The following is a 17,662-nucleotide window of genomic DNA, read 5'->3' as shown; positions in this document are numbered from 1 at the left end:
TGATCGTGACGCCGTCGAGGAGGCGGTGGGTCGGCTGGCGGGTCGGAAGGTGCATTGGCTGGAGGTCAGCCACGCGTTCCACTCCCCGCTGGTGCGCCCGATCGCCGATGAGCTGGCGCGGGTGGTGGCGGGGGTTCGGTTCTCCGAGCCGCGGATCCCGTTGGTGTCGGCGGTGACCGGGGCCGTGGCCGGTGCTGAGGTGCTGGGTGACCCGGGTCACTGGGTGGAGCAGGCGCTCGGCACGGTCCGCTTCCACGACGCGGTCCGTCACCTGCACGAGCGTGGCGTCGCCGGGTTCGTCGAGGTCGGCCCGGACACGGTGCTGTCGTCCGTGGTCCATGACGGTGGGGCGCAGGTGTGGGGGGCGAGTCTGGCCGAGCGTGATGACGCGGGAGCTCGTCGTCTGCTGGCGGGTCTGGCTGAGGCGTGGACCCATGGTGCTGCCGTGGACTGGTCCCGTCTGGTCCCGGTCGGTCGTCAGGTGGCGTTGCCGACGTACCCGTTCCAGCACCGCCGGTATTGGGCGTCGGGTAGCGCGACGGGCCGGGGCAGCGCCGGGCATCCGCTGCTGGACAGCGCGGTTCGGCTGGCCGAAGACGCGGGCTGGGTGCTGTCGGGGCGGGTGTCGGCCGGGACCAGTCCGTGGCTGGCCGACCATGCGGTGTCGGGCACAGTGCTGGTTCCCGGCGCGGCGCTGGCCGAGCTGGTGCTGCACGCCGGAGACCGGGCCGGGTTGCCCGCCATCGGGGAGATCACCTTCGAGCAGCCTCTCGTCCTCAATGGCGGCCCGGTCGATCTGCAGGTGTCGGTCGAGGGCGGTCAGGCGGCCGTGTTCTCCCGTATCGGGGAGCAGTGGACCCGGCATGCGACCGCCACCCTGGCCGACCCGTCGGCTGGGACGGTCGCCGGATTTGAGGGGGCGTGGCCTCCGGTCGGCGCGCAGCCGTTGCCGATCGGTGATGCCTACGAGAACTTGTCCGCCCACGGTTACGCGTATGGGCCGGCGTTCCGTGGTCTGCAGGTGGCTTGGCGGCTCGGCGAGGACGTGTACGCCGAGGTCGAGCTGCCTGCTGAAGCGGGCGACGTTCAGGACGGGTTCGGGATTCATCCGGCTCTGCTGGACGCCGCTCTGCACGCGATGATCGTGGCCGCGGAGGACGGTCAGGAGGTGCGGTTGCCGTTTGCGTGGCGTGATGTGCGGTTGCATGCGACTGGTGCGTCGGCGTTGCGGGTGCGGTTGAGTCCTGCCGGGTCGGACGCGTTCTCTCTGCTGGCTGTTGATGGTGAGGGTCAGCCGGTGGTGTCGGCGGCGGCGATGGTTTCCCGTCCGGCCGACACCAGTCGGCTCTCCGGTCCCGGTACGGGCGTCGGGCTGCTGTCGTTGGAATGGGCGCCGTTGAGTCTGGGATCGGCTTCGGAGCAGGCTTGGGTGCGGGTGGGCCCGGAGCTGGATCTGCCCGGGGTGACGGACGAGCCGTTGCTTGCGTGGGCTGAGCCGGCGGATCTGCCCGGCGCGCTGGCGCTGGTGCAGGCGTGGCTGGAGGCCGCGTATCCGGCCGGATCGCGGCTGGTGGTCCGTACCCGTGACGCGGTCGCGGCAGCGGTGGGTGACACCGTGGCCGGTTTGTCGGCGTCCGGTGTCTGGGGTCTGGTGCGGTCGGCGATGGCCGAGCATCCGGACGCGGGCTTGGCGTTGCTCGACGACGACGGTCGTCCCGAATCCGCTGAGTCCCTCAGCGCCGCCCTGGCCACGGGCGAAAGGGAACTGGCCTTGCGGGCCGGCGCCGTACTGGTGCCACGACTGCGCCCGGTCTCGGCCGTTCCCGACCTGCCGACCGGGCCGGAGGCATGGCGGCTGGAATGGGGTCCGGACGGAGACCTGGACGATGTGCGGGCGGTGCCGGCGCCCGACGCCGAGCGGCCCTTGGCGCCCGGTGAGGTCCGTATCGCCCTCCGCACGGCCGGAGTGAACTTCCGCGACGTCTTGCAGGCCCTCGGCATGCTGCCCAGCGACCACCGTCTGTCGGGTGGCGAGGGCGCCGGGGTCGTGACCGAGACGGGCCCGGGGGTGGACGGCCTGGCGCCCGGCACGCGGGTGATGGGGATGTTCCAGGGGTTCGGCCCGCTGGCGGTGGTCGACGCGCGGATGGTCGTGCCGGTCCCGGACGAGTGGAGCGACACCGAGGCGGCCGGGGTGCCGGTCGCGTATCTGACTGCCTATCATGCGCTGTTCGATCTGGGCCGGGTGCGGCCGGGGGATCGGGTGCTGGTCCATGCCGCGGCCGGTGGTGTGGGTATGGCGGCGGTGCACTTGGCCTTGGCGGCGGGGGCGGAGGTGTTCGCGACGGCGAGTCCGGCCAAGCAGTCGGCGGTGGCTGAGCTGGGCGTGACCCGTATCGCTTCTTCGCGTACGACGGACTTCGCCGATGAGTTCGGCCAGGTCGACGTGGTGCTGAACTCGCTGACCGGGGAGTTCCTGGACGCCTCGCTGGGGATGCTGGCCGAGGGCGGCCGGTTCGTGGAGCTGGGCAAGATCGATATCCGTGATCCGCGGCAGGTGCCGTTCGACCTGGGGGATTTGGATCCGGACCGGATTGCCGCGATGTGGCGGCGGGTCCTGGAGACGGCCGTCCCGCTGCCGGTCACGGTGTTCCCGGCCGCTCAGGCCGGTGCCGCGCTGCGGTTCATGAGCCAGGCCCGCCACGTGGGCAAGATCGTGCTGCGCCTGCCCGGGGTGGACGACGGTGCCGTGCTGATCACCGGCGGGACCGGGACGCTGGGCGCCCTGGTCGCCCGTCACCTGGTGATCCGGCACGGGGTAAGGGACTTGGTGTTGGCGAGCCGTTCCGGTCCGGATGCGCCCGGCGCCGGCGAACTCGCTGCCGAACTGGAAGCGGCCGGGGCACGGGTACGGGTCGTCGCCGCCGACCTGTCCGATCGGGCCGCGGTGGACGCGCTGGTCGCGGATATCCCGGATCTGGTCGGGGTGGTGCACGCGGCCGGGGTGCTGCGGGACGCTCCGGTGACGTCGCTGACCGGCGAGTCGCTGGACCGGGTGGTGTCGGCCAAGGCGGACGCCGCCCGGCACTTGCATGAGGCGACCGCAGGCCGGGACCTGCGGATGTTCGTGTTGTTCTCGTCCCTGGCCGGGCTGCTCGGGAACCCCGGGCAGGGCAACTACGCGGCGGCCAACGCCTATCTGGACGCCCTCGCCGCGCACCGGACGGCTCTGGGGCTGTCCGCGGTGTCGATCGCTTGGGGTCTGTGGGAGCAGTCGAGCGGCATGACCGGCACGTTGACCGAGGTGGACCGGGCCCGGCTGGCGCGGGGCGGCGGTGCGGCGCTGCCCACCGAGCAGGCGCTGCGGCTGCTGGACGCCGCGGTGGCCGGTCGTGAGCCGGTGGTGGCGGCGGGCCTGGACGTGAGCGCGATCCGCGGTGCGATCGCGTCCGGGGCAGTGGTTCCGGCCGCGCTGCTCGGCCTGGGCCGTGCGCCGCGGCGTGCCGTCGCGGCCCGTACCGGGTCGACCAGCGCGTTGGCCCGCCGGCTGGGCGGCCTGGGCGAGGCGGAGCGGTCCCTTGCCCTGTTGGAGCTCGTACGCGAGCACGCCGCCGTGGTCCTCGGCCACGGTGATGGCGAGGGCGCGGGTGTCCCCGCCGACCGGGCGTTCCGGGATCTCGGCTTCGACTCGCTGACGGCGGTCGAGCTGCGGAACCGGCTGGCCGCGGCGTCCGGGCTGACGCTGCCCGCCACGCTGGTCTTCGACTACCCGACACCCCGGGTCCTGGCCGAGTATCTGCTGGCCCAGGTGACCGGCGCGGCTCCGGCCGAGGTGAAGGCCGCTCCGGCCCCGGTGGCGGTGGGCGAGCCGGTCGCGATCGTCTCGATGGCGTGCCGGTTCCCGGGCGGGGTGGCCTCGCCGGAGGACCTGTGGCGGCTGGTCGCGGACAACGTGGATGCGATGGGTGATTTCCCGGCCGATCGCGGCTGGGACACGGAGTCCGCCGGGTATGCGCGGGTGGGCGGTTTCCTGTCCGGTGCGGCGGACTTCGACGCGGAGTTCTTCGGGATCTCGCCGCGTGAGGCCCTCGCCATGGACCCGCAGCAGCGGCTGCTGCTCGAGGTGTCCTGGGAAGCCCTGGAACGCGCGGGCCTGGACCCGGCCGCGATGAAGGGTACGGACACCGGAGTCTTCGCCGGACTGGCCTCCCAGGGCTACGACTCGCTGCTGGCCGACGGTGACGGCAGTGGTTTCCGGATGACCGGAAACACGTCGAGCGTGGCGTCGGGCCGGGTGTCGTACGTGCTGGGCCTCGAGGGGCCGGCGGTGACGGTGGATACGGCGTGTTCGTCGTCTCTGGTGGCGATGCACCTGGCGGCGCAGGCGCTGCGCAACGGGGAGTGCTCGCTGGCCCTGGCCGGTGGTGTGACGGTGATGCCCACCCCGGGAACGTTCACGGAGTTCGCGTTGCAGGGCGGGCTGGCGGCCGACGGGCGGGTCAAGGCGTACTCGGCCGCCGCCGACGGCACCAACTGGGCCGAGGGCGTCGGGCTGGTGGTGCTGGAGCGTCTGTCGGAGGCTCAGCGGCTCGGGCATCCGGTGCTGGCGGTGGTGCGCGGCAGCGCGGTGAACCAGGACGGGGCCAGCAACGGCCTGACCGCGCCGAACGGTCCCTCGCAGGAACGGGTGATCCGGGCGGCGCTGGCCGGTGCGAAGCTGTCGGCCTCCGATGTGGACGCCGTCGAGGGGCACGGGACCGGGACCACGCTCGGCGATCCGATCGAGGCGCGGGCACTGCTGGCGACCTACGGTCAGGACCGGCCGGAAGAGCGGCCGTTGTGGCTGGGTTCGGTGAAGTCGAACCTCGGCCACACCCAGGCCGCGGCCGGGGCGGCCGGTGTGATCAAGATGGTCGAGGCACTCCAACGCGGGATGCTCCCGGCGACCCTGTACGCCGATGAGCCGTCGCCGCACATCGACTGGTCGGCCGGCGATGTGCGGCTGCTGACCGAGGCGCGTCCGTGGGAGTCCGACGGGCGTCCACGGCGCGCCGGGGTGTCGTCGTTCGGCGTCAGCGGCACCAACGCCCACCTGATCCTGGAGCAGGCCCCGGACCCGGTCACCGCGCCGGTGCCGGCCCCCGTACCGGCGCGGCCGCTGGTCGCGGATGTGGTGGTGCCGTGGGTGTTGTCGGCGCGGTCGGAGGCCGGGCTGCACGCCCTGGCGTCGGAGGTCGCCGGTTGGGCCGGGCGGAACCCGGACGCCGGGGCGGCCGATGTGGCGGTGTCGCTGGCCGGGTCGAGGGCGGGCCTGGACTATCGGGCGGTGGTCCTGGGGGCTGACCGGGCGGAGCTGGATGAGGCTCTGACGCGGGTGGAGCCGGGTCGGGCGGCGGACAGTGGCGGTGTGGCGTTCGTGTTCCCGGGTCAGGGTTCGCAGTGGCTGGGGATGGGCCGTGAACTGCTGGCCTGCTCGCCGGTGTTCGCGGAGTTCGTGGCCGAGTGCGAGCGGTTCGTGGACTGGCCGTTGCGGGACGCGCTGGTCTCCGGGGCGGGGTTGGACCGCGGTGAGGTGATCCAGCCCGCCTTGTTCGTGATGATGGTCGGTCTGGCCCGGGTGTGGGAAGCCGCCGGGGTGATCCCATCGGCGGTGGTGGGGCATTCACAGGGAGAACTGGCCGCTGCCTGTTTCGCGGGTGCCCTGTCTCTGGAAGACGCTCTCCGTCTGGTGACCGCGCGGGGTACGGCGCTGCAGTCGTTGGTGGGTACGGCCGGGCTGGTGTCGGTCGCCGCGGGCCCGGAGGTGGTCGAGCCCCTGCTGCGAGACGGTTTGGAAATCGCGGCGATCAACTCTGCCCGTTCGGTGGTGGTGGTGGGTGCGCCGGGGCCGTTGGAGGCGTTCACGGAGCGGTGTGAGGCGGCGGGGATCCGGGCCCGGCGCGTCGAGACGAATTACGCGAGTCACCACCCGGTGGTGGAGCCGATCCGCGAAGCCATGCTGGCGGTGGAGCTGACACCCCGGACGGCCCGGATGCCGTTCTATTCGGCGGTGACGGGCGCGGCGATCGATGGGGCGAGCCTGGATTCCGGTTATTGGTGGCGGAATCTGCGGGAGCAGGTGAGGTTCGCCGAGACCGTCGCGGCGGTGTCCGTCGCGGGGTTCATCGAGGTGAGCCCACACCCGGTGCTGGCGCACCTGATCGAGGGGCGCTGGGCGGTCGGTTCGCTGCGCCGGGACGACGGCGGGCAGCGGCGTCTGCTGGCTTCATTGGCCGACGCGTGGATTCATGGCGCGAGTGTGGACTGGACCCGGGTGGTTCCCGAAGGCAGCCGGGTGACGCTGCCGACGTATCCGTTCCAGCACCGCCGCTACTGGGCCTCCGGCGGCGGAACCAGCCGCGGTAACGCGGATCATCCGCTGCTGGACAACGCGGTGCGGCTGGCCGAGGACGCCGGCTGGGTGCTGTCGGGGCGGGTGTCGACCGCGACGAGCGCGTGGCTGGCCGATCACGCGGTGTCGGGGACGGTGCTGGTACCCGGGGCGGCGCTGACGGAACTGGTGTTGTACGCCGGGGACCGGGCCGGGCTGCCCGCTATTGGGGAGATCACGTTCGAGCAGCCGCTGGTGCTGGGCGGCCGCCCGATCGATGTGCAGGTGCGGGTCGATGGGCAGCAGGCGGGCGTGTACTCCCGTGCCGGGGAGCAGTGGATCCGGCACGCGACAGCGGCCCTGGCCGATCCGGCCGGGACGGTCACGGGCCTGGCCGGGCAGTGGCCGCCGGCCGGCGCGCAGCCGTTGCCCGTCGGCGATGTCTACGACGTCATGGCGGCTCGTGGGTACGAGTACGGGCCGGCGTTCCGTGGTCTGCAAGCCGCCTGGCGGCTCGGCGAGGACCTGTACGCCGAAGTGGAATTGCCGGTCGGGGACGTCCAGGAGAAGTTCGGGATCCATCCGGCGCTGCTGGACGCCACGCTGCACGTCCTGATCGCCGGGGCCGACGACAGCGGCGACAACGGCGGCGGTGTGGTGCGGATGCCGTTCGCGTGGCGGGATGTGCGGCTCCACGCCACCGGGGCGTCGGCGCTCCGGGTGCGGCTGAGCCCGGCCGGGCCGGACGCGTTCTCCCTGCTGGCCGCCGACGGCGAGGGTCAGCCGGTGGTGTCGGCCGGTGCGATGATCTCCCGGCCGGCGGACCCGGGCCGGCTGGCCGCCCCGGGCGCGGGCGAAGGCCTGCTGGCGCTGGAATGGGCGCCGGTCAGCCCGCCGGAGCCGGGCCCGGAGGAGGCCTGGGTGCCGGTCGGCCCGGAGCTGGAATGGCCCGAGGCCGGGGACGAGCCGTTGTATGCCTGGGCCGAGCCCGCTGATGTGACCGGCGCGCTGGCCCTGGTGCAGGCGTGGCTGGGGGCCGGGTATCCGGCGGGGTCGCGGCTGGCGGTGCGTACCCGCGACGCGGTGGCGGCGGCGACGGGCGACACCGTGGCCGGTCGGGCACAGGCCGGTGTCTGGGGTCTGGTGCGGTCGGCGATGGCCGAGCATCCCGACGCGGGCCTGGTGCTGCTCGACGACGATGGCCGCCCGGAATCCGACGCGTTCGTTGCCGCGGCTTTGGCGACGGGCGAAAAGGAACTGGCGCTTCGCGACGGGGTCGTGCTGGTGCCGCGGCTGCGCCGGGTCGACTCCGGTGACGACGCGGCGACGGTGCTCGACCCCGAGGGCACGGTGTTGATCACTGGCGGGACGTCGACGGTGGGCGGGCTGGTCGCCCGGCATCTGGCCACCCGGCATGGCGTCCGGAGCCTGGTGCTGGTCAGCCGGTCGGGTCCGGACGCGTCCGGCGCCGACGAGTTGACCACCGCGCTGGAGACGCTCGGGGCGCGGGTGCGGATCGTGGCGGCGGATCTGTCCGACCGTGCCGCGGTGGACGCGCTGGTGGCGGACATCCCGGAGCTGTCCGGGGTGGTGCACGCCGCCGGGGTGCTCGAGGACGCCCCGATCACCTCGCTGGACGAGGCGTCGCTGGGCCGGGTGCTGGCGGCCAAGGCGGACGCGGCCCGGCATGTGCACGAGGCGACGCGGGACCGGGATCTGCGGATGTTCGTGTTGTTCTCCTCGTTGTCGGGGCTGCTCGGAAACGCCGGGCAGGGCAACCATGCGGCGGCCGCCACGTATCTGGACGCCCTCGCCGCGCACCGGATGGCCGAAGGTCTGCCCGCCGTCTCCATCGCCTGGAGCCGTTGGGAGGAACAGGGCGATACGACTGGTGCGGGCGGCACGCCACTGCCGTCCGAGCATGCGCTGAGCCTGCTCGACCGGGCGCTGGACGCGGACGGGCCGGTGCTGGCGGCCGGTCTTGACCTGAGTTCGGTCCGTAGCGCGATCGCCGCCGGGTCCCCGCTGCCCGCGGTGCTGGGCGGTCTGGTCCGGGTGCCGCGCCGGGCCGCCGCCGGCGGTCCGGGCGCGAGTCAATTCGCCCGTCAGATGGCGGCCCTGGGCGAGGCCGAGCGGGCACGCGTCCTGCTGGACCTGGTCCGTGAGAACGCCGCCGCGGTGCTCGGCCACGACCAGGCCGCGGACGTACGCGCCGACCGGGCGTTCCGGGACATCGGTTTCGACTCCATCACCGCGGTGGAGCTGCGCAACCGGCTGGCCACGGCGACCGGGCTGACCCTCCCGGCCACGCTGGTCTTCGACCACCCGACCGCGCAGGCCCTGGCCGAATACGTGATGAGGCGGGTGTCGGGCGTCGAAGAGAGCGCCGCCGAGGTGGTGCTGACGCGGTCGGCGGGGGAGCCGGTGGCGATCGTGGGGATGGCGTGCCGCTATCCGGGCGGGGTGGCGTCGCCGGAGGATCTGTGGCGGGTGGTCGCGGACGGCGTGGACGCGATGGGTGCCTTCCCGGCGGACCGCGGCTGGGAGACGGATTCCGCGGGGTACGTGCAGGTCGGCGGCTTCCTGAGCGGTGCGGGCGACTTCGACGCGGAGTTCTTCGGGATCTCGCCGCGTGAGGCCCTCGCCATGGACCCGCAGCAGCGGCTGCTGCTCGAAGTGTCCTGGGAGGCGCTGGAACGGGCCGGTCTGGACCCGTCCGCGATGAAGGGCACGGACACCGGGGTCTTCGCCGGGATGGCCATGCAGGACTACAGCCTGCGGCTGTCCGACGGCGGCGCCGGCTTCGGGATGACGGGCAACGCGTCCAGCGTCGCGTCCGGCCGGCTGGCGTACACATTCGGTCTGGAAGGCCCGGCGGTCACGGTCGATACGGCGTGTTCGTCCTCGCTGGTGGCGACGCACCTGGCCGTGCAGGCGCTCCGCAACGGGGAGTGCTCACTGGCCCTCGCCGGGGGCGCGACGGTGCTGGCCACGCCGGCGGCGTTCGCGGAGTTCGAACAGCAGGGCGCGCTCGCGTCGGACGGCCGGAGCAAGGCCTTCTCGGCCGCGGCCGACGGCATGGGGATGTCCGAGGGCGTCGGGATGCTGGTGCTGGAGCGGCTGTCGGAGGCCCGACGGCTGGGGCACCCGGTGCTCGCGGTGTTGCGGGGCAGCGCGGTGAACCAGGACGGGGCGAGCAACGGCCTGACCGCGCCGAACGGCCCGTCGCAGGAACGGGTGATCCGCCGGGCCCTGGCCGACGCCCGGTTGACCCCGGTCGACGTGGACGCGGTCGAGGCGCACGGGACCGGGACGGCGCTGGGCGATCCGATCGAGGCGCAGGCGCTGCTGGCCGCCTACGGCCAGGACCGGCCGGAGGACCGGCCGTTGTGGCTGGGTTCGCTGAAATCGAACATCGGCCACACCGTGGCGGGTGCCGGTGTGGGCGGTGTGATCAAGATGGTCGAGGCGCTCCGGCACGGGACGCTTCCGGCGACGCTGCACGCCGATGAGCCGTCGCCGCACGTGGACTGGACGGCCGGCGATGTGCGGCTGCTGACCGAGGCACGCCCGTGGGAAGCCACGGGCCGGCCTCGGCGGGCGGGTGTGTCCTCGTTCGGGATCAGCGGTACGAACGCGCACGTGATCGTGGAGGAGGCGCCCGCGGCGCCGGTGCCGTCCCGCCCGGGTGACCCGGTGGTGACGGGTGGTCTGGTGCCGTGGGTGTTGTCGGCGCGGTCGGAGGGGGCTCTGCGGGCGCTGGCCGCGCGGCTGCCATCCGATGTCCCGGTCGAGACGCCGGTCGCGGATGTGGCGGTGTCGCTGGCCGGTTCGAGGGCGGGCCTGGAGTACCGGGCGGTGGTCCTGGGCGCTGACCGGGCGGAACTGGACGAGGCTCTGACGCGGGTGGAACCGGGCCGGCCGGCCGACGGCCGCGAGGTGGCATTCGTCTTCCCGGGTCAGGGCTCGCAGTGGACCGGGATGGGCCGGGAACTGCTGGCCTGCTCGCCGGTGTTCGCGGAGTTCGTCGCCGAGTGCGAGCGGCTGGTGGACTGGCCGTTGCGGGACGCCCTGGTCTCCGGGGTGGGAATGGACCGGGTCGAAGTGGTCCAGCCCGCACTGTTCGTGATGATGGTCGGTCTGGCCCGGGTGTGGGAAGCCGCGGGCGTGGTCCCGACGGCAGTGGTGGGGCATTCACAGGGAGAGCTGGCCGCGGCCTGTTTCGCGGGCGCACTGTCCCTGGAGGACGCCCTCGGCCTGGTCACCGCTCGCGGCCGGGCGTTGCGGGCGTTGGCGGGTACGGGCGGGATGGTGTCGGTCTCCGCGGCCCCGGACGTGGTCGAAGGCCTGCTGCGGGACGGCTTGCGGATCGCGGCGGTCAACGCCGCGTCGCAGGTGGTGGTTTCCGGTGCCCCGGCGCCGCTGGAGTCGCTCGTCGCGCGGTGTGAGGCGGCGGGCATCCGGGCCCGGCGGGTCGATGTCGACTATGCCAGTCACCACCCGCTGGTGGAGTCGGTCCGCGAAGACCTGCTGGCGGTGGAGGTGACACCGCGGCCGGCCCGGGTGCCGTTCTATTCGGCGGTGACGGGCACGGCGATCGATGCGGCGACCCTGGACACCGGCTATTGGTGGCGGAACCTGCGGGAGCAGGTGAAGTTCGCCCAGACGGTCGCGGGGATGCCCGTCGCGGGGTTTGTCGAGGTGAGCCCGCATCCGGTCCTGATGCAGGGGATCGAGGGACGGTGGGCGGCCGGTTCGCTGCGTCGTGACGACGGCGGGCAGCGACGCCTGCTCGCCTCTCTGGCCGACGCGTGGACCCACGGCGCGACGGTGGACTGGGCGCGTCTGATACCCGGGGGCCGGCCGGTCACGTTGCCGACGTATCCGTTCCAGCACCGCCGCTACTGGGCCTCCGGGGGCGGAATCGCCCGCGGAGGCGCCGGGCACCAGTTGCTCAACAGCGCGGTACGGCTGGCCCAGGACGCCGGTTGGGTGCTGTCGGGGCGGTTGTCGACCGCGACGAGCCCGTGGCTGGCCGACCACGCGGTGTCGGGGACGGTGCTGGTACCCGGGGCGGCGCTGGCGGAGCTGGTCCTGCACGCCGGGGACCGGGCCGGGCTGCCGGCGATCGCCGAGATAACGTTCGAGCAGCCGCTGGTCCTGGGCGGCGGTCCGGTCGATGTGCAGGTGTCGGTGGAGGGCGGTCAGGCGGGCGTGTTCTCCCGTACGGGGGAGCAGTGGATCCGGCACGCGACCGCGACCCTGGCCGACCCCGCCGGGACGGTGGAAGGTCTGGACGGGCAGTGGCCGCCGGCCGGCGCCCAGCCGTTGCCCGTCAGCGACGCCTACGCGGACATAGCGGCTCGCGGGTATGAATACGGCCCCGCGTTCCGTGGGCTGCAGGCGGCCTGGCGGCTCGGCGAGGACGTGTATGCCGAGGTGGAGCTCCCGGCCGCCGCGGCGGAAGGGCTGGACGGGTTCGGGATACATCCGGCGCTGCTGGACGCCGCGCTGCATGCCCTTCTCGTCGCCGCGATCCGCGACGCGGGCGGGGACAGCGACCAGGTTCTGCTGCCGTTCGGGTGGCGGGACGTGCGGTTGCACGCGACCGGTGCGTCGGCGTTGCGGTTGCGGCTGAGCCCGGCCGGGCCGGACGCGTTCTCGCTGCTGGCCGCCGACGGCGAGGGCCAGCCGGTGATATCGGCCGGCGCGATCATCTCCCGCCCCGCCGACACCAGCCGTCTGGGCGCCGCCCCCGCCGCGGGCGCCGGGCTGCTGTCACTGGAATGGGCGCCGATCAGTCTCGGGTCGGCACCGGAGCAGCCCTGGGTCCGGGTGGGACCGGAGCTGCCCGACGCGGTGGGCGAGCCGGTGCTCGCGTGGGCCGACCCGGCCGACGTGCCCGCGGCGCTGGCCTTGGTACAGGCGTGGCTGAGGGCCGGGTATCCGGCGGGGTCGCGGTTGGCGGTCCGTACCCGCGACGCGGTGGCGGCAGCGGCGGGCGACACCGTGGCCGGTATGGCCGAGGCCGGCATCTGGGGCCTGGTCAGGTCGGCGCAGTCCGAGCACCCCGACGCGGGTCTGGTGCTGCTCGACGCCGATGGCCGCCCCGGGTCCGACGCGGTCGTCGCCGCGGCCCTGGCCACCGGCGAACGAGAAATGGCCCTGCGCGATGGGGCAGTGCTGGTACCCCGGCTGCGTCCGGTCCCGAACGGGCCTGAGCTGCCGATGGGCGAGGGCGCGTGGCGGCTCCAGTGGGGTCCGGACGGCGACCTCGACGAGGTGCGGGCGGTGCCGGCCCCGGACGCCGAACGGCCGCTGGAACCGCAGGAGATCCGCATCGCGGTCCACGTGGCCGGAGTGAACTTCCGCGACGTGGTCTCATCGCTGGGCATGCTTCCCGGCGACCCCCGTCCTCCGGGTGGCGAGGGCACCGGTGTGGTGGTCGAGACGGGGTCCCACGTGCGGGGCCTGCCGGTCGGCACGCGGGTGATGGGGATGTTCGCGGCGTTCGGCCCGCTGGCGGTGATCGACGCGCGGCTGGTCGCGCCGGTCCCGGACGGGTGGAGCGATGTCGAGGCGGCGGGGGTGGCGACCGCGTATCTGACTGCCTATCACGCGCTATTCGACCTGGGCCGGGTGCGGCCGGGGGATCGGGTGCTGATCCATGCGGCCTCCGGCGGCGTGGGCACGGCGGCGGTCCGGCTGGCGTTGGCGGCCGGGGCGGAGGTGTTCGCGACGGCGAGCCCGCCCAAGCAGGCGGCGGTGGCCGAGTTGGGCGTGACACGCATCGCTTCTTCGCGTACGGCGGACTTCGCGGCCGAGTTCGGCCAGGTCGACGTGGTGTTGAACTCGCTGACCGGGGAGTTGCTCGACGCGTCGCTGGGGATGCTGGCCGAGGGCGGCCGGTTCGTGGAACTGGGCAAAATCGATATCCGTGATCCGCGGCAGGTGCCGTTCGACCTGGCGGATCTGGACCCGGACCGGCTCGCGGCGATCTGGCGGCGGGTCCTGGAACAGGCCGTTCCACTGCCGGTCACGGTGTTCCCGGCCGCTCAGGCCGGTGCCGCGCTGCGGTACATGAGCCAGGCCCGGCATGTGGGCAAGATCGTGCTGCGGATGCCCGGGGTGGGCGACGGCACGGTGCTGATCACGGGCGGGACCGGGACACTGGGTGGCATGGTCGCCCGTCATCTGGTGGTCCGGCACGGGGTTCGGGACCTGGTGCTGGCGAGCCGCTCCGGACCGGACGCGCCCGGCGCCGCCGAGTTGACGACCGGGTTGGAGGCGCTCGGGGCGCGGGTGCGGATCGTCGCGGCGGACCTGTCCGACCGCCTCGCGGTGGACGCGCTGGTGGCGGGTGTCCCGGAGCTGGCCGGGGTGGTGCACGCGACCGGCGTGCTGGAGGACACCCCGGTGACCTCATTGACCGGTGAGTCGCTGGGCCGGGTGCTCGCCGCCAAGGCGGACGCCGCTCGGTACCTGCACGAGGCGACACGGGACCGGGATCTGCGGATGTTCGTGTTGTTCTCGTCGCTGTCGGGGCTGCTGGGCAACCCCGGGCAGGGCAACTACGCGGCGGCCAACACCTACCTGGACGCCCTCGCCGCGCACCGGATGGCCGAAGGGCTGCCCGCCGTCTCGATCGCCTGGGGCATGTGGGAGCGGACGAGCGGCATGACCGCCGCGCTGACCGAGGCGGATCGGGCCCGCCAGGCCCGCAGCGGTGGCGTGGTGCTGAGTACGGAACAGGCGCTGGCCCTGCTGGACCGGGCGCTGGGCCTGGGCCGGCCGGTGCTGGCGTCGGGTCTCGACGTCGGTGCGATCCGTCAGGCGATCGCGGCGGGGACGCCGGTGCCGACCGCGCTGCAGGGCCTGGGCCGTGCGCCGCGGCGGGCGGCTGTGGCCGGTGCCGGCGGCGGGGCGCTGGCCCGCCGGCTGGCTCAGTTGCCGTCCGGCGAGCATCCGCGGGTGGTGCTGGACCTGGTGCGCGAGCACGCCGCGGTGGTCCTCGGCCACAGCGACGACAGCGGCATCGAAGCCGATCAGGCGTTCCGCAACCTCGGCTTCGACTCGCTGACGGCGGTGGAGTTGCGTAACCGGCTGGCCGTGGTGTCCGGGCTGACGCTGCCGGCCACGCTGGTCTTCGACTACCCGACGCCGCAGGACCTGGCCGAGTATCTGGTGGCCCAGGTGACCGGCGCGGCCGCGGCGGCCGAGAAGACCGCCCCGGCTCCGGCGGCGGTGGGCGAGCCGATCGCGATCGTGTCGATGGCCTGCCGCTACCCCGGCGGGGTGGCCTCGCCCGAGGACCTGTGGCGGCTCGTCAAGGACGGCGAGGACGCGGTCGGAGCCTTCCCCGAAGACCGCGGCTGGGACCTGTCGGCCATCTACGATCCGACGCCGGGCACGCCCGGCCGCGTATACACGCGGGAGGGCGGCTTCCTGGACGGGGTGGCGGACTTCGACCCGGTGCTGTTCGGGGTGTCCCCGCGCGAGGCGCTGGCCATGGATCCGCAGCAGCGGCTGCTGCTCGAGGTCGTCTGGGAGGCGCTGGAACGGGCCGGCCTGGACCCGACCGCGATGAAGGGCACGGACACCGCCGTCTACGCCGGACTGGCCGGCCAGGACTACGCGGCCGCGCTCGCCGCGCAGCAGGGGGCCGAGGGCTATCTGATGACGGGGAACGCGTCGAGCGTCGCGTCCGGCCGGGTGGCGTACACGTTCGGCTTCGAAGGCCCCGCGGTGACGATCGATACCGCCTGTTCGTCGTCGTTGGTGGCGATGCACCTGGCGGCCCAGGCGCTGCGCAGCGGGGAGTGCTCGCTGGCCGTGGCCGGGGGAGTGACGGTGATGTCCACGCCGGGGCCGCTCGCGGAACTCGCGATGCAACGCGCGATCTCGGCGGTAGGACGGTCCAAGTCGTTCTCCGAGGCCGCTGACGGCATGGGAATGTCCGAGGGCGTGGGCGTCGTGCTGCTGGAGCGGCTGTCGGAGGCGCGGCGGCTCGGGCATCCGGTGCTGGCGGTGCTGCGCGGCAGCGCGGTCAACCAGGACGGGGCGAGCAATGGGCTGTCGGCGCCGAACGGCCCCGCGCAGGAGCGGGTGATCCGCCGGGCCCTGGCCGACGCCCGCCTGTCGGGCTCCGATGTCGACGCGGCGGAGGGGCACGGGACGGGGACCCATCTGGGCGACACGATCGAGGCCCAGGCGATGCTCGCCACCTACGGCCAGGACCGCCCCGAGGACCGGCCGCTGTGGCTGGGGTCGGTGAAGTCGAACATCGGCCACACCCAGGCGGCGTCGGGCGTGGCCGGGGTGATCAAGATGGTCGAGGCGATGCGGCACGGGGTGCTGCCGGCGACGCTGCACGTGGACGAGCCGTCACGGCAGGTCGACTGGTCGGCCGGCGACGTACGGCTGCTGACCGAGGCGCGGCCGTGGGAGTCCGACGGGCGGCCGCGGCGCGCGGGCGTATCGACGTTCGGGATCAGCGGCACCAACGCGCATGTGATCCTGGAACAGGCCCCCGCCGCGCCGGTGCCGCCCCGCGGCGACACCCCGGCCCACTCGGGCCTGGGCGACCTGGTGCCCTGGGCGGTGTCCGCGCGTACCGACGGTGCGCTGCGGGCCCTGGCGGCGGACGTCGCCGACTGGGCCGGGCGGAACCAGGACGTGCCGGCGGAGGACGTGGCCACATCGCTGGCCGCGAACCGGGTCGGCTTCCGCTGCCGCGCGGTGGTGTGGGCGGCCGACCGGGAAGACCTCGTCGCCGGGCTGCGCGGCGTCGCCGAGGGGCAGCCGGTCGCGTACGCCCGTACGGCGGTGACCCGGCCCGGGCGCGTCGCGTTCCTCTTCCCCGGCGCCGAGTCCTCCTGGCCCGGTATGGCTCTCCGGCTCGCCGAGCAGTCGGCGGTCTTCGCGGACGCGCTGAAGGAGGCACAGGCCTCCCTGGAGCCGCTGATCGGTTCCGGTTCCGGTGCCGGTTCCGAGGCGGACGCGCGGCGACGGGAGGAGCACGCCGGGGTCTTCGCGGTCGAAGTGGCACTGGCGGCGCTGCTGCGGTCCTACGGACTGCGTCCCGACTTCCTGCTGGGCGACTCGGTGGGCGAGGTGGCGGCGGCGTACCTGGCCGGTGTGTTCTCCCTGGCCGACGCCGGCCGGCTGGTGGTCGCGCGGGCCGGCGGGACCGGGCTGCGGGAGACGGTGGAGCAGATCACCTTCTCCGCACCGGCCATCCCGATGGTCTCCGCGGTGACCGGCAAGCTTCTCGATCCCTCGGAGATCGCGAGCCCCGGCTACTGGAGCCGCCCGGCCGAGGCACCGGACGGACTGGAGGACGGCGTACGGCTGCTGCGCGACCGGGGCGCCACCGGCTTCCTCGAGATCGGCCCGGACGGCGTGCTCAGCCCGGCGGCCGGCGGCGTCCTGGCCGATGTCGACGACCGGGGCTGGGTGACCAGCGTGCTGCTGCGCGACCAGGGCGACGCCTCGCGTGTGCTGAGCTTCCTGGCCGAGGCCTACGTCAACGGCGCACCGGTGGACTGGAGCGCGGTGCCGGCCGGCTCCGGCCGGCACCGGGCCGGACTGCCCACCTACCCGTTCCAGCGCCGTCGCTTCTGGCCGTCCGCGCCGACCACGGCCGGCGCGCACCCGTTGCTCGGGACGGCGGTCGAACTGGCCGACCCGGCCCAGCGATGGTTCGGCCGGCCGGACGTCACACCGGTGCTGTCCGCCGGTGCGCGCGCCGACTGGGCGGTGGCCGCCGCTCGCGCTGTCGGCGCGCCCGCCGCACTGCGCGACCTGGTCTTCCCGGAACCGGCCACCGAGTCGGTCGGGCCGACCGCGGTGCAGACCGCGGTGCGTACCGGTGCGGTGCCGATGCGGATCGACGGGTACGTCCGTACGTCCGGCGCGTCCGTCGCGTCCGTCGCGTCCGGCGTCGGCTGGACGGCGTACCTGGGTGCGGAGATCGCCGAGCCCGAACCGGCCGGCGACCTCCCGGACCGCGCCGACGGCGGTCTGATCCAGGTCACGGGCGACTCCGCCGCCGAGGTGCTCGACGGCTGCCTCCGGCTGGCCGCCGACGGGGGGAGCGTGGCCGCGGCCGAGCGGCTCGAGCTCTTCGACGACGTGCCCGCGGAGGTCTGGTGCCGGGTGCGCGGTCGCGGGGACCTGAGCGACCTGGACCTGGTGTCGGCCGACGGCGCCCCGGTCGCGCGGATCACCGGCCTGCGGTTCCACCGGACGGCGACGGCATGACACAGGCCACCCACGATCCAAGTCCACGGA

The 17,662-nt window shown here is 73.9% G+C and carries 1 protein-coding gene; it reads left to right on the top strand.

Annotated features, from left to right (window positions below; all coding sequences use genetic code 11):
* Nucleotides 1-17,632: type I polyketide synthase (locus tag JK364_RS48525; protein ID WP_201857857.1), on the top strand; the 17,632-nt coding region annotated here is incomplete at its 5' end.
* Between the last annotated feature and the right edge of the window lie 30 nt (nucleotides 17,633-17,662).

This window comes from Streptomyces endocoffeicus (assembly GCF_016741935.1).
GTDB classification, from domain to species: domain Bacteria; phylum Actinomycetota; class Actinomycetes; order Streptomycetales; family Streptomycetaceae; genus Streptomyces; species Streptomyces endocoffeicus.
Note: the sequence above shows the minus strand (reverse complement) of the source record. Positions and strands in the feature narration are given on the sequence as shown.